13 protein-coding genes are annotated in these 14,204 nt (G+C 53.9%); all 13 read right to left on the bottom strand.

Annotated features, from left to right (window positions below; translation table 11 throughout):
* Positions 1 to 18 precede the first annotated feature (18 nt).
* Positions 19 to 1,341, bottom strand: coding sequence for an ABC transporter substrate-binding protein (locus FE781_RS07885; RefSeq protein WP_138789075.1), 1,323 nt, complete (start codon positions 1,339 to 1,341; stop codon positions 19 to 21).
* Positions 1,342 to 1,694: 353 nt separating this feature from the next.
* Positions 1,695 to 1,982: an ABC transporter permease subunit gene (locus FE781_RS07880; protein ID WP_281281882.1), complete on the bottom strand. Its 288-nt coding sequence runs from the start codon at positions 1,980 to 1,982 to the stop codon at positions 1,695 to 1,697.
* A 31-nt stretch (positions 1,983 to 2,013) separates the two neighbouring features.
* Positions 2,014 to 2,601 (bottom strand): NADPH-dependent FMN reductase, encoded by a 588-nt coding sequence (gene ssuE / locus FE781_RS07875; RefSeq protein WP_138789074.1) that lies wholly within the window; start codon positions 2,599 to 2,601, stop codon positions 2,014 to 2,016.
* A 223-nt stretch (positions 2,602 to 2,824) separates the two neighbouring features.
* Positions 2,825 to 3,736, bottom strand: coding sequence for a ribokinase (gene rbsK, locus FE781_RS07870; protein ID WP_138789073.1), 912 nt, complete (start codon positions 3,734 to 3,736; stop codon positions 2,825 to 2,827).
* A 20-nt stretch (positions 3,737 to 3,756) separates the two neighbouring features.
* Positions 3,757 to 5,862, bottom strand: a complete 2,106-nt coding sequence (locus FE781_RS07865; protein WP_211346333.1) for an ADP-ribosylglycohydrolase family protein — start codon at positions 5,860 to 5,862, stop codon at positions 3,757 to 3,759.
* A 14-nt stretch (positions 5,863 to 5,876) separates the two neighbouring features.
* Positions 5,877 to 7,037, bottom strand: coding sequence for an ADP-ribosylglycohydrolase family protein (locus FE781_RS07860; protein WP_138789072.1), 1,161 nt, complete (start codon positions 7,035 to 7,037; stop codon positions 5,877 to 5,879).
* Between the two features lie 101 nt (positions 7,038 to 7,138).
* Positions 7,139 to 8,617 carry an extracellular solute-binding protein gene (locus FE781_RS07855; RefSeq protein ID WP_138789071.1) on the bottom strand — a complete coding sequence of 493 codons (1,479 nt, stop codon included), beginning with the start codon at positions 8,615 to 8,617 and terminating at the stop codon, positions 7,139 to 7,141.
* Between the two features lie 33 nt (positions 8,618 to 8,650).
* Positions 8,651 to 9,535, bottom strand: a complete 885-nt coding sequence (locus FE781_RS07850; protein WP_138789070.1) for a carbohydrate ABC transporter permease — start codon at positions 9,533 to 9,535, stop codon at positions 8,651 to 8,653.
* Positions 9,536 to 9,563: 28 nt separating this feature from the next.
* Positions 9,564 to 10,466, bottom strand: a complete 903-nt coding sequence (locus FE781_RS07845; protein ID WP_211346332.1) for an ABC transporter permease — start codon at positions 10,464 to 10,466, stop codon at positions 9,564 to 9,566.
* Between the two features lie 24 nt (positions 10,467 to 10,490).
* Positions 10,491 to 10,802: a DUF4387 domain-containing protein gene (locus tag FE781_RS07840; protein ID WP_138789069.1), complete on the bottom strand. Its 312-nt coding sequence runs from the start codon at positions 10,800 to 10,802 to the stop codon at positions 10,491 to 10,493.
* Positions 10,799 to 12,178 carry an acyclic terpene utilization AtuA family protein gene (locus FE781_RS07835; RefSeq protein ID WP_138789068.1) on the bottom strand — a complete coding sequence of 460 codons (1,380 nt, stop codon included), beginning with the start codon at positions 12,176 to 12,178 and terminating at the stop codon, positions 10,799 to 10,801. The genes FE781_RS07840 and FE781_RS07835 overlap by 4 nt, the downstream gene beginning before the upstream one ends.
* 122 nt (positions 12,179 to 12,300) lie before the next feature.
* The gene (locus FE781_RS07830) at positions 12,301 to 13,008 is read right to left on the bottom strand and encodes a FadR/GntR family transcriptional regulator (RefSeq protein ID WP_138789067.1); all 708 of its coding nucleotides are present in this window, start codon (positions 13,006 to 13,008) and stop codon (positions 12,301 to 12,303) included.
* 185 nt (positions 13,009 to 13,193) lie between these two features.
* The gene (locus FE781_RS07825) at positions 13,194 to 14,093 is read right to left on the bottom strand and encodes a DUF1835 domain-containing protein (protein WP_170209457.1); all 900 of its coding nucleotides are present in this window, start codon (positions 14,091 to 14,093) and stop codon (positions 13,194 to 13,196) included.
* Positions 14,094 to 14,204 lie beyond the last annotated feature (111 nt).

Raw genomic sequence — 14,204 nt, 5'->3', positions numbered from 1 at the left:
GTTCGTACCCAACTTCCATTACTCGTAATCCGCCAGTACTTCGTTCATTTTCTTGGCCGCTTCTTTCATCAGAGGAACCGGGTCCTGATTGTTGAGGGCAAGTTCCCCCATCACTTCCATGTAGTGCTTGCTGAATTCCGGATAAGCCGGATGCTGCAGGCGCGGGGTGACGCTGTCGAAGTTATCGAACACCGCCTTGTATTGCGGCCATCTTTTGAAGTATTCGCTGCCTTCGGCCGAGTTGATCGCCGACTTGCGCGTAGGCAGGTAACCGACCGATTCGGCCCACTTGATGTTGCGCTCGGAGGAGGTCATGAATTCGATAAACTTCCAGGCCGCTTCCTTCTCCAAGTCCTTGGCGCCTTCCATCATCACGATGCCCGCTCCGCCAATGTTGGACGTACGCTGCTTGTCCCCCGGCAGGAAGGAGACGCCGACCTCGAAATTCGCATTCTCGCGGTACATCTTCAGCATAGCCGAAGTGTGCTGCACCATGGCGATTTCTCCCTTCAGGAACATCTGCCGCATGTTGTCCGAGGCGCCCTTGCCGTACCCGATATGCATATGCCCTTCATTCTTCCACTTTTGGAAGTTTTGGATATAACGCAGCGAATCCGGCGTATCGACGGCAGCCTTCTTCCCGTCCGCCGTCAAAATGCTTCCGCCGCCGTTCACGAGCCACGGGTCGTAATACCAGGTGTCCCATCCGGGGACGGAGAACGCATAGCGGATCGTCTTGCCGTTCTCCTTCTTCGTCACCTTCGCGTTAAAGGCATCGATCTCGTCCCATGTTTGCGGCGGCTGTACCCCCAGCTCGTCCAGCAGCGTTTTGTTGTATACGAACACGCTGGTGCTGACGATCAGCGGGAAGCCGTATTGCTTGCCGTTGTATGCATAAGCCTGAAGCATCCCCTTGGAGAAGTCGTTCAGATCCACCTGATCGCGCTTGATCCACGGCGTCAGATCGGCGAACACGCCGCTGTCCGCAAAGTTGGGCAGCGCCGACACCTCCACGTTGGTGACCGCCGGCACGTCGCCGGCCGCGACGGCCGCCTGCAGCTTTTTGTGCAGGTCCGTATAGGCGCCCTGGAATACGGGCTCAACCGTAATGTGCGGATATTTCTTTTTAAACGCCTCGATCATATCGTTGAGACCGGACATCTGCGCTTCGGCATGGGAATGCCAATACTGAATGGTCACGGGCGTCGTGTCGTTTTTCAGTCCCGGATCGGCCGTCTCCGACGCCCCTGATCCGGATGCGCCGGTTCCTCCCCCGCATGCGGTCAGGCTGACCGCAACCGTTCCGGTTATCACGGCTGTTGTCCATTTTTTCATATTCATGTTCAATCCAACTCCCTTCTTTTTTACATGGCGAAGCCGGCCTGATAAAACAAAAAGACGCGGGAAAACGACCGAAAAGCAAAACACCCCAATAGAACCAAAAGTCGTTTGGCAATCAGTGTGTGCTTTTGGGTTTTCTCATCGTCTCCACCCGTCCGCATTTAGTCGCCATCCATATGTAATCCGCGCCGCTGTCCGAGGCTGTACGAATTTTGCCCCCGGTTCGTGTAAGCCTTCCTGCAACCGTCATCGAGAGGCCGGCCGAAATGAACTGTGACGACGGCAGCTATGAATGTCCCTCCTTCGTTAGGTTTATCCTACTCTCCGATTGTCAACTGCATATCAACGAAAGATTAACGCTGTATAAAACCTTTGCCGGATTTTGTAAGATGCGCGTGCCGTGCCCGTTTTCGGCCTCCGTTTGCCGGTAACGGCAAACAGCCCTCAGCGCAGCCTAACTTGGTTAGCGGCCGACCAAAAAAAGAAGGCAACGCCGCCGGCAGGAAAAAATGCCAAATGAGCTTGACTCCGCGGCAGCCGTGAACCCAGCCCACCTCCAACAGCTTCCGGTCCATGCTTTGTATGCCGGACAACAAGTTCAGGTACACCGGGAAAAAGACGCCCAACGCGATCAACGATATCCCCAGCAGGGCCGCCGTTACCGATTCCCTTTCATTTGACCGCTTCCCCTGCCGGCTCCTCGGTTCTCCGGACTCGCCATGCGATCTCCCGAATCAGCTCGGCAACCGAGTCTTCCAGACGAGCCTTCAATTCCTCCGTCAATTCGTACCCGCCCTGATCGGATTTCGTCACCCAACCGTCAACCGCGAATACGCCGCCCAGCACATGCCTGGCGCCTAAAGCGGCCAAAACCGGCTTCAGCGCATAATCGATTGCGAGCAGATGGGAGATCGTGCCGCCGATGAACAACGGAAGCACGATCTTGCCCTCCAGCGCCTTCTGCGGCAGCAGATCGAGGTACGTCTTCAAGACTCCCGTATATGAGGCCTTATAGACCGGACTGGCGACGACCACCGCATCGGCTTCTTCCACCTTGCCGTTTGCTTCGCGCACATCCGGGCTGTCGAATCTGGCGTAAATCAAATCTTCCGGAGGCAGCTCGACTGCCCGAACCCAGTTCACTTGAACGTTCCCCGAGGCCCGCAAATTCTCCTCGACGAATTGGGTTAGTCCGTTTAATCTGGACACCTTGTTCGGACTACCTGCAATAATGGTGATCTTCACATTCCGTGTTGACATCAAATTCCCCCCCAACATGTTTTTTCCATCTCCAAACACAAAAAAGGAGATGACCCCTTCCTGCGTTCAAAGGGATTTCATCTCCGGCTGTCTGGTAGACGCATAAATCCTATGTGATTACTATTTATTTTATGATTGGCGTTAATCATATCACTGGAATAATCCCGCTGTCAACAGGTTTTTCCCGTTTTGCAAGGCGTAATCGAATCGGTCAGCGGGCCCATTAACGGCCCGCTTCGTTCATAAACCGGAGGATTTCCGCCTTGGCGGGAATGGAAGCTTGCGCGCCCCGCCTGATCACGGACAATGCCGCAGCCGCGGATGCGAAGCGCAGACCTTCCCGAACCGGCATCCCTTCCGCACGGGCGGCGGCAAACGCGCCGATAAACGTATCGCCTGCGGCCGTCGTATCGACGGCTTGGACGGGATAAGCGCTCACGGCTATTTCGTCGCCATCGCGATTCGCATAGAAGCACCCTCGTTCGCCCAAGGTGAGCAGCACTTCCCGAACGCCGCGGCCGATGAAGAACCTCGCCGCTTTTTCCGGCGGCTCCGCCGATTCTCCCGCAATGCATTCCGCTTCCGTCTCATTAAGCACAAGGGTGTCGATGAGGGCCAGATCGTCATCGGACACAGGCATCGCTGGCGCGGGATTAAAGATAACGGGAATGCGGTGTCTCCTCGCCTCCAGAATGACGTGCCGAGTGACGGGCCAAGGGATTTCGTTTTGCAGCAGTACCGCATGAACATGCGAATAAGCCGAGAGGTCGGGTATGTCGCTCGCGGTAAGCTTGCCGTTTGCGCCTTGCGATAAAATAATCTCATTTTCGCCTTGTGCGTTTACGGTGATAAACGCCATCCCCGAGGCGCCTTCCTTCTTCACCACCTGATCCGTGGACACTCCTGCCTGTCTGAGGGACGAGATCAGCTCCTCGCCGAACGGGTCACGGCCGACCGCGCCGATCATCCTGACGCTCGCCCCGGATTTGGCCGCGGCTACCGCTTGGTTCGCGCCTTTGCCGCCGGGAAAAAATTCCGTCAGCTTCCCCTGGATCGTCTGTCCGGGCAGCGCAAATTGATCGACATGGTTCACGATGTCCATATTGATGCTTCCTGCGACGATAATTTCACTCATGGATTTGTCCTTTCCTCTGCTCAAAGCTCGACAAAACGGATATTGGAGAAATAAGCCCGGGCGGCATCGAGCGTGCTCACGCCGTACATGCCGTAACCGAACGTGTCGTCCTGATGCCGCAAAACTTGGTTTCCGTCAATATACAGCGTAATGGTATTCCCTTGTACGGTCAACTGAAATACATAGTTTTGATTGAACCGCCACTCGTAGCTGCAGCTTGCCAGCTTTTTAAAACCGAAATCATTGATATACAAGGATACTTGGTTCTCTCCGTCAAAGCCCGCATGATACCCGCGCATCGCACCTTGGGCGCGGACGGCCACCATATGCGAATAGCCGCTTTGCGGGTTGAGCTGCAGCGAAACCGAATAATCTTTGGCGAAGTAGTTGCCCGTATATGCTTCGCTCGGTTCCGCGGTCATCAGGTACATGGCCCCGTCTTCGATGCTCCAGGCTCCGTGATTGTGGGAGAACGGCGTCACGCAGCCGAAACTCATCGCTTGCTTCCTGAAGTCGATGCTATAGTTGGCCTTGCCGTAAATTCTGAATTCGTCAATGAAGATGCGCCCCAGACTTTTCGGCTTGCGCGTCGAATAGGCCTCAAGCACGATGCCGACTTCATCGATCAGCTCGCCTTCGGTGTCGGGAATCTCGAACTCCACATCGAGCCATTGTTGGTCCATCAGCTTGATATAGCCTTGCACCAGTTCCTTCTTGCTCTTGGTCAGTCGGACGTAAGGCGCAATGCCCATCGTTTCGTTGCCGCCCCACTGATCGAGATAGATCTTCATGGACACCTTCTGTCCCGAGTACGCTTTAGGAGCGAAGGTCGGCGAGTACCGCTCGTCGCTGAAGTCGTCTCTCGTATAGAACGGCTTGTAGTAAATTTTCGATTGCTCGCCGCGGGTCATCCGATCGAACAACACCTCCAGCGAGCCGGTTCCGCGGAACGCTTTCTCCGTGGAATGGCGGGTCCGGCAGAAGAACGGATCGGAGACGCGAATATTATGCGTGGAACCCGGGAGCTCGAAATCGAAGTAAATCTCGCCTTCCTTAAAGCTGTCCAACAACTCCTGAGGGCAGGCTTCGCCCGCCAGCCGGTAGCCCAGAATCGCAAGCTCCTTGGCGTACGTCGGAATGTCCAGGATGTTCAAATAGCCCGATATGCCCGACATGACGATGGAATCATTGATCGGCTTGCGATATTTGTCCGCAATCCCTTCCAATCCGCATGCCACGCCGAGTACGGTGCCGACGTTGCCTGCGTTGCAATCGGTATCCCAGCCGCACATGGTCGCAATTTCAACCGTCCGGTTGAAATCGCCCTGACCGTAAATCATCGCCAGAATGCAGACGCCCGCATTCGGAATAATGTGGCAGACGCCTCTATACTTGTCGTAGCCCCAATCTCTTTCGAGCATGTCGCGGCACGCCCGGAAGTCGTCCGGGTGCTGCGCGTGAAATTCCAGCACCGCTCTCGCTACTCGCGCATATAAAGAATCGGCCGGTATTTGACCGAGCCCCGCTTCAATAATCTCGCGAACGTCGCTCGTCTCGAACGCCTTGGCGATCGCCGCGCAGAAAAATCTGGCGCCGAGCACGCCTTCGCCGTCATGGGACACGCGGGCCGCAGCCTCCCCGAAATCGGCGGCTTTCTTAGGGTTGCACGGATTCACCAAGCCCCACGTGTCGATAAAGATTTGCCCGCCGATTTGTTCGGCGATAATTTTCCCGTTCTGTTCGATGGACCCGGATCGCGGAGCCGGAATCCCTCTCTTCAAATTGATATAGGCCGTATGCTCCGTGCTGACGCCGTAGCCGCCCCACCAGAACATGCCGATGCCTTCGCGGGTATAGTTAAGCCAAGCGCGGGCGACGTCGTTCGGCGTGATATCGCGGTCCTTGGCGTCGTCATAAAGCGCCCGGAGAAAATAGTACGGACCGTTCGCGTCGTCGTCCGCCGCAAAATTTTTGTATTCCTTGACGTAGTTCGTAATTTCCCCGTACGTATTTTTGATTCGCTCGTAGGTCCAGATCGTCGGCTCGACCGGAGCGCCTAGCCGGATGCCGATGTTCATGCCCAAGTAGCCCGCGTATACTTTCTCCAAATAATTCGAAGGGATCAATCGGTACACCGCCTTTACATCATCGAATGAAGCTGCTGCATTCTCTTGGTGTGCATATCCAGGTCTTGCTGGATGATAAACGCCGCCGTTTCGGCGAATTGCCGGCAATGCTGCTCGATGTTTTGCCGGTTGACTTGTTCCAGTATGGCGATTTCCTCAGCCGGGATCGCCGCGATGCCGTGCATGGCTCCCAGAATCGCGCCGATCATGACGCCGATGGAATCCGTATCGCGGCCGGAGCTCACTCCGTCTTTGACGGCCTCCCGGAAATTTCCGTCATGAAGCACGATGTAAGCGAGGGCCAGCGGCAGCTCCTCAATGGAGAACAGCCGGCTTGGCGTGTAGTGGTTCGACGGAAGGCCCACTTTGTCGATGCGCCGATTCACGTCGTCGCCCATCGGCGAATACCGGCTTATTGCCGCATGGAACCGGCGAACGACCTCATCCCGGTCATCTTTCCGGTCTTTTAGCGCCGCCGCCGTCTCGCACAGGTCATGAATCGCGCCCTTCGTTCCGTCCTTGGCATATTGCAGGGCCGTACTTACGATATCCTCCACCGTTGCGCCCGGCTCAAACGCCTTGGCTACGCAGCATGCCATTACCCCGGCCGCCTCCAGCCCGTAGCTGACTTGATGACCGGATGCGAACAGAATCGCCTCGTCGTAAGCTCCCTTCGGATTGCAAGCATTCACGATGCCGACAGGAGCCATGTACATCGCCGCGCCGCAATTGACCATATTGCCGTAGCCGCCTTCCCGCGGCTCGCAATTCGCCAGGACGTGACGGTTGAAAATATGCTTCTCCGGATAAAACAAACGGTCCATCAGTACCGTCTCTTGATCCAGCTCCGGAATATACTTCGGCCGGAACGCAATTTCTTTCACAAATTCGTTGGCAAGGTCATAAGCATCCAGATGACGCCGTTCGGTCACGTATACATTCATCAGCGCGAGCGTCATCAGCGTATCGTCGGTGACGATGCCCCAACCTCTTCTTCTTCCCTGTCTCGCGGCTTCGGGCAAGTCCGCTTTCCACCATTTCGTCATCACGGTTTCGACTCGGCCGTATTTCTCCTTAATCTCCCGATACGTCAGCTTCTCGACAACAGCACCCATGGCGTCGCCGTAAGCCGTACCGAATATGGCGCCTTTCACCCGATCGGCAAAAGAAATCATCGCATAGCGCTCCCCTTCAGAGCTTTCCGCAGGAAAGCCGCTTTGTAAGCATAGGATTGTGGGGCGCCCCCGCCCCACAATCGATTTCGTTCTTAAATAAGTTATTTCAGCGTCTTGTTCGCATAATCCGTAATGTCTTTACCGCCGGCTGCGTTCCAGGCTTGTACGAACTTGTCAAAGTCGGCGCCGGATTTTTTGCCGGTGACCATATCCGCCGCGAATTCTTTGTAGACCGCGGAAGCGGCATCCCACTTCGCCGCCAGCTCGGCAGGCATGATGAAGGCGTTATCCTTGGTGGACATGGAAGAGAACATCTCCAGCGACTTGAGCGCCGGCTCCGAGAGATAAGGCGTGGACGGATCAAATTCTTTGTCCGGCTTGAAGTTTACGGTGTTTTCCACAAAGTGCGGATACCAGGCCGCGAATTTGTCCGTGAGTTTGATTTTGCCGTTCACAATTTGATACTCTTCGCCTTCCACACCCAGTTTATCCAGCATTTGGCCTTTCGGGCTCGCCAGGAACTCCAATACGGCAAAAGCCATTTCCTTGTTCTTCGATGTTTTGGCAATCGCGAAGCCGCGGCTTTCCTTGCTGACGTCGACCGGCGTGTAGCCTTGCGCTTTGCCCTTGGCCGGCGGCAGAGGCAATATGTTCGCGCCCGGTCCGTTCTGGCCGACCGATTTCGTATTGTAAATGTCGATGACTTTGCCTTGAGTACCGGCGATGACGCCCGCTTGACCGTCGTAGAACGCCTTCTCCTTGGTGTCGAACTTCTTGGTCAGGTACTCCGGATCAAGCAAGCCTTCCTTATACAGCTTCGCATAGAACTCGAGCTTTTCTTTCTCGGCCAGCGTCGTTTTGCTGTACACATATTTGCCGTCGGCCCCCTTGATCCAGGTCGAGGTCAGGCCGAACGCCTGTCCGAACACGACGTCAAGCTCATCGATATCGCCGGCTGTCGTGTATGCGAATTTCGCGCCGCTCTTCTCTTTTAATTCCTTAAAGAACGTGTAGTAGTTGTCGATCGTCGGATCGGACAGCAGCGTTTTGCCGGACGGAGCTTTGTTGAACAAATCTTGGCGAACGACCGGAATCTTGCTGCTGATCGGCGCCAGCCATACGAGGTACGGATAGTTCTTCAATCTTTCTTTGTTGAATTCGGTCATCGAAGCTTTGACATGCGTCGATTTTTCGATGTAAGGAGTCAGGTCCTCCAATATTTGCTGCGTGATGGCGAAGTTATAATCCCCGCCCTGGAAGTAAATGAGATCCGGAATATTGCCGCTTTGCAGCAGCAGGCCAAGCTTCTCGGAGTAGGTGCCGCTTTGCACGGGAACGATCTGCAGCTTGACGTTCTTGCCTTCCGCTTTCATGCCCTCTTCAATGCCTTTGATGAACTTCTGAGAGTTGGGATCGTCAACCGGCAAATCCTTGGCTACGATGCTAATCGTAACCGGCTGCTGGTTCGTCTGGTCCGCTGACGCAGGCGTCGTGCTCGCAGACGGCTTGTTGTCGCCGGTGCTGCAGGCTGTCGTCGCAACCATAGCGGCCATAACCAATGGGAACCCTATTTTTCTCATGGTTGTCTTCCTCCCTTTGTTGTGTTTGCTTGTTTATTCTTTAATGCCGCCATCCATTACTCCGTTCGTGTAATACTTCAGAATAATGGGATAGAGCATAAGAATCGGTACCATGGCAACAACAATTGTTGCCGCTTTCAAAGCTCCGAAGTCTAGCTGCGCGATCTGATTATTTTGCAACAGATTGGCAGCCCCCACTAACGTGGCGCTGTCCCCTTCGACGACGAACTGCCGGAGGAGCACCTGCAGCACAGTATTGTCCCGGCTGGACAGGAAAATGCTGGATTTAAAAAACTCGTTCCACTTCATGACGGCGTAGAACATCCCGATCGTAAGCAGCGGTATTCGGGAGAGCGGGAGGACGATCCGGGCAAAGATCGTGAGATGCCCCGCCCCGTCCATCTTCGCCGCTTCCAGCAAGGAGTCGGGAATCTCCTCGATAAACCGCATCATGATAATCAAGTAATACACGTTGATGACACGATAGAGGACCATGGACCATAGGTTGTCGAGCAGATTAAGGTCCTTGACGACCATATATTCCTGCACGATCCCGGGCTCGAAGATCATGATGACGATCAGGACGATCATGATCGGCGTTTTTCCAACCAGATTTTTCCTAGTGAGCACGTATGCCGTAATCGTCGTGAAGAAGATGCTCAAGGCTGTGCCCACGACCGTAACGAATAAAGAATTGAACAGCGCGCGGCCGATAATCGGATTGCCGAGCACGACTTGAAAGTTGACGATGGAGAACCCTTTGGGCCATATGTCGTATCCATGCAGCAAATGCACCTTGCCCGGATCCGAAAACGCCTTGGCGAACAAATTGAGGATCGGCACGAGCATCGTCAGCGAGATAAACGTAAGGATGAGCCCGATCATCAATTTGGATACCGTAAAATTCCGACCTGCCATGCGACTGAAGCCTCCTCTCCTTGGCAGATTACCATGCGCCTTTAGAGGTTAATTTTTTGGATAGGAAATGAGTGGACAGCACGAGAATGACCCCAATGACACTTTTGAACAGATTAGCGGCCGTGGCGAATGAATATTGACCGTTAATCAAACCGACGCGATAAACGTACGTATCGATGATATCGACCTTGCTGTTAACCGAAGCATTGGTGAAGTTAAGCACCTGGTCGAGCCCGGCATTCATAATAAAACCGACATTCAAGATGAAGACGGTCACCATCGGCACGTACAGATGGGGCAAAATAATTCGCGTAACGATCTGCCACCGATTCGCTCCGTCCACATAAGCGGCTTCGTACAGGCTTTTGTTGATGCCCAGAATCGCCGCAAGGAAGATGATCGAGTCCCAGCCGATATTGCGCCACGCTTCGCTTGCCACGAGCACCCACCTGATCGCGGCTTTATCCGTCAGAAAGTCGTGAGCCGGGAAGCCGAACAGTCGGATGACGTCGTTCACGATCCCGTTCGACTTCGACAAGAACTCGAACCAGATTCCCGCGATGACGACCCACGACAGGAAGTGCGGCAAGTAAGAGATAATTTGCACCGCCTTGCGGAATTTCCCATTCACGAACTCGTTGAGCATCAGGGCGAACAGGATCGGCAGCGGGAAGATGAGGAACATCTTCATCGCACTGATGATAAGCGTATTGGCAAGCACCTGCGAGAAGATCGGCGTGCCGAACAACTCCTTGAAATATTTGAATCCGACATAGACGTGATCGCCGAGAATGCGGTATTCGTAAAACGCCAGCCTCATCCCGAGAATCGGCCAAACATGAAAGATGGCGAAAAAGGCGGCTGCCGGCATCAGCATGACATACAGCACTTTATCGGCCCACATTCTTCGAAGCCTGGAATTCGCGTTCAATGTGTTCACCCCCTATCCGTCCAATCACAGGTCGATTTCCAAATCCATCAGCGGAGCGTGCTGCTGGGCGCCGTATACGTCCCGGTCCAGGAACGTGCCGGACGAAACCGACCTGGCGAACGTGACTTTGAAGCCAAGCGCCTGGTCAAAGAAGACGATATGCGTAATGCTTTTCGGCGCGATATGGTACAGTCTGGATATGAGTTCTTCGTTGATGACCCCGGAGTTCTTGATCTTGTAATAGATCTCGGGTTTGTCGAAAAGCACGTCCACCGTAACTTCAAAAGGTCCGCTGTTTTTGCTTCGCAGCACTGCCGCTGCATCGTATAGCTTCATGACCGCACCTCTATATATTCGATTGGGAACATCTCTAATCCGTCCGCAACTTCCATCAGGTGATATACCGAAAATTCGTATACCGGTCCGAACGGCACATCGCTCGGAGCAAACGGAAAAGCCAAATTGCCGGCCGTCGATTTTCTTCCTTCGTATCCGTAATGCAGGAAGGTGGATCTTACCGAGCTGCAGACCGCATTGGCGAGCTCCTGCGTCTTGGCGATGACCTCGAATACGACCCCGAGCTCGTGCGCCGGCTCACGGTGCGGTTCCAGTTCGCCCAATACGCCGTTCAGCCCGTAATTGATGAAATGAATGCTGTAATCTTCGGGCGGAACTTCGCTGTAATATTCGGCGACCTGCTGCTTGACGAGCTCCTCCACCTCTTCGATGCGGGCAATGAGCATCGGGTCCCGCACCCCTGCCACGACAAACGTGCGATAAGCCACTTTCATTGCGCCCTCCAGTTTAATTTTGTACACGGGAGTGACTTCGATTCGGCTGCCTCGCACCTCTACGCTGTCATCGCCCCGTTCAGTAAATACGCAGTTTTCCAGATTCAATACCATGCCCGGACCATGCAGGATGTACGGATGGTCTTTCTCGTAGAAGGTGTGCGCCGCAACGGAAACGGCCGTGCATTTGCGCTGATCGTTAAGCGGTTTCACGATAAAGGAGTCTTTCTTAAGGATGCCTAGCATACTGTCTTTCGTCGTCCCCGGTTCGGCGCAAAGCGCGGAACATTCCAATATTTTGCCAAGATGATACGCGAGAGCCGCGTCAAATCCGTGGTATATGGCAAAAGCCGCAAACGGCGACGGATCGTACGCCCGCCCGCAAATGATAATGTCCGCCTCCGCTTCCAGCGCTTTTATGATCGGTTCGTGGCCCATCTGGGCAACGATGCCGCTGGTGGCGTAGAGCCGCTCTTTTGTTAGCGGTTTCACCGACAGCCCTAAAGGCTCGCATTTTCCCTCGGCCAGCTTGGCTTCCACAACCTCGAGGGGAATGTCCGCCCAGATGACGGCGATCTTGATATTGCGGATCTGATGTTCCTGCAAAATCTCCATAATAATCGACCGCGTCCACTCCACATGGACCTTCGCTCCGCTTCCCCCGGCCGAACCGATGATGACCGGAATGCCCGCTTCGACTCCCGCCGTGACGATCAACTCCAAATCCTTCTTGCACGCTTGCTTGCTGACAATCGCCGTGCCGGCGCCTAATTTGTGCGGTCCGGCATCGGTGGAACCGGCATCGACGACGATAGCGTCGGGACGATATTCCATTCCTTTCATAAACGACGACTTCGGAAAACCGTAACCCAGCATCCCGCAGGGCGCCAATATTTTAAGCTCTTCCTTTGTGCTTGTCATAAGATCCACACACCTTCACGTATGTTTGCTATGGTGTTTATCGGGCAACGACGGTTGCGTTCCTCGAAATACGAATAAATTTGGGTAATTGGATGGTCCAATTAGGCCAAATGGACGCGCAATTATCGTCCATTTGGCGCGACCTTGCTCGACTGAATGTTCTGCTTCACCTGCTGGAGGTGATAAAGAATGGCCTCTCTGGCTTTGGCCGGATTTTTTTCTTTAATGGCCTGAAAAATGTTGAAGTGTTCTTTGTACACCTCTTCTTTGCGGCCGGGAATATCGACCGTCTTTCTCATCGTTTTTTGCAGAAGATCCATATGAAGATCGATCAAGTTGACCAGAACAACATTGTGAGTCGCCTTGGCTATCGAGAGATGGAACGCCTGATCGGGACTGGTCGGGTCGTCGGAGTCGCTGTCGATCTTGCCCCACTTCTCCAATGCGGCTGCAATTTCAAGTATATCTGGTTCGGTCGCCCGCTTCGCCGCCAGCTCCACGATGCCGGTCTCGAAAATCTCTCTCGCCTCCAGCAATTCGATAATGGTAGCCCTTTCAATATTCTCAATGATCCGGCTTTTGTCTTCCGCCTTGTTGAGGTTTTTACTCAGGAATCGGCCGCCCCCGGGACGCGTCTCAATCAAGCCCTCTCGTTCCAGAATGCGAAAAGCTTCCCGCAGTGTCCCCCGGCTGATTCCGAACGCTTGGGCCAATTCCCTTTCCGTAGGCAGCACGTCTCCAGGAGCAAGATTGCCCTCGAGAATCAGGTTCTCGATCTGCTCGATCACATCTTCATATACACGATGGTACTTGATTTTCTTAATGGTCATTGGTTATTACCTTTCCCTGTACGAACTTCGGCATAATTGGATCACCCAATTACCCACACATCCATCCTAATAAGTAATATCCGCCATGTCAAGAGATCATTTTATAAAAGTCGGCGAGTCGGAGCCGGTCCCATTCCGTTAAGGCGTCAACCCAACAAAAAAACCGATTCCCGCGGAATCGGCCTCTACCTCGCATTCTTCAGCCTTACCCGATAATAGCGCATCGCTCTCGGCACCCCTTTTATTTCCAGGACTCCCTTGTAGATCAACGTTCTTAATCTGTACTCCAGATAACCGTCCCCGACATATTGATCCAAGCGTCCGAGCACCTCGCCGATGACCCGGGCCGCATGTATGTACTCGTCATGGCCTTTACGGCGCTGCAGATCGCGGAGCGCATCGATGATATCGGAATCGAACGCGTCCTCCTCCATATGGAGAAACCGCGAATCCTTCCATCCCCTTAGCAGGCTGGGTTGCTCCGACAGATGCAGCCATTCGTCCGCCAGTCGCCGTTTTTCTTCCGGGGAGCATGTTCTGAGGCTGGAAGCTTCATTTAATCGCAACGCCCATTTTTTCGGGGAGATTTCTCCCGTGTGGCGATCATCTATTCTTGTATTCCGCGTGTTGAATGTTTGTTCCGTTCGTTTTGTTGCATCGATCAACTTAACGGGATTGCGGCTGTTTCTCAATAAAAATAACACAAAACGAAGACCGGCTTGCTCATGGGCGTTGTCGCCATACCAAATCGTGATGGGGATGGCATCATTTCGATCTTGGATTTCTCTAACCGCTTGCTCGAAGTCGACGCCGTACTCCTCCAAGTCATCATCGTGACCGGGATTGAGGTGATCCGATAACCATTCCCGTCTGTTCTTCCTGTCGCTTTCTTCATGCAGCCTCGTTAACGGCCCCACGGAGAATATGTCGTCGAAGGTCACAACCGCTGCTTTACGGTTCGATCCGGATCCCTGCAGCGCCCGCTTCAAAGCCCCTGCCGTCGAGGGGCTGAATACGACGTGAAGTTCTTGATAAGCGGCTTCGCACGAATCAGCCGGGTCGGCTTCCCTTTGGACCTCTGTCAAGAAAGTGGACACTATGTTAAGAGAATTTAGGATGCCTTATGGTTGGAAAATTGCTCACTAAATTGAGCCGGCGATAAATAGCCCAATGCACTGTGGATCCGCTTGCGGTTA

Origin of the sequence: Paenibacillus thermoaerophilus (assembly GCF_005938195.1) — a bacterium.
Lineage (GTDB): Bacteria > Bacillota > Bacilli > Paenibacillales > Reconciliibacillaceae > Paenibacillus_W > Paenibacillus_W thermoaerophilus.
This window is presented reverse-complemented; position numbering and strand designations above follow the sequence as displayed.

Coding starts and splice junctions, on each gene's coding strand:
- FE781_RS07885 (WP_138789075.1), bottom strand. CDS start 1,341: ATGAATATGAAAAAATGGACAACAGCCGTGATAACCGGAACGGTTGCG.
- ssuE (WP_138789074.1), bottom strand. CDS start 2,601: ATGTCAACACGGAATGTGAAGATCACCATTATTGCAGGTAGTCCGAAC.
- rbsK (WP_138789073.1), bottom strand. CDS start 3,736: ATGAGTGAAATTATCGTCGCAGGAAGCATCAATATGGACATCGTGAAC.
- FE781_RS07860 (WP_138789072.1), bottom strand. CDS start 7,037: ATGATTTCTTTTGCCGATCGGGTGAAAGGCGCCATATTCGGTACGGCT.
- FE781_RS07855 (WP_138789071.1), bottom strand. CDS start 8,617: ATGAGAAAAATAGGGTTCCCATTGGTTATGGCCGCTATGGTTGCGACG.
- FE781_RS07850 (WP_138789070.1), bottom strand. CDS start 9,535: ATGGCAGGTCGGAATTTTACGGTATCCAAATTGATGATCGGGCTCATC.
- FE781_RS07840 (WP_138789069.1), bottom strand. CDS start 10,802: ATGAAGCTATACGATGCAGCGGCAGTGCTGCGAAGCAAAAACAGCGGA.
- FE781_RS07835 (WP_138789068.1), bottom strand. CDS start 12,178: ATGACAAGCACAAAGGAAGAGCTTAAAATATTGGCGCCCTGCGGGATG.
- FE781_RS07830 (WP_138789067.1), bottom strand. CDS start 13,008: ATGACCATTAAGAAAATCAAGTACCATCGTGTATATGAAGATGTGATC.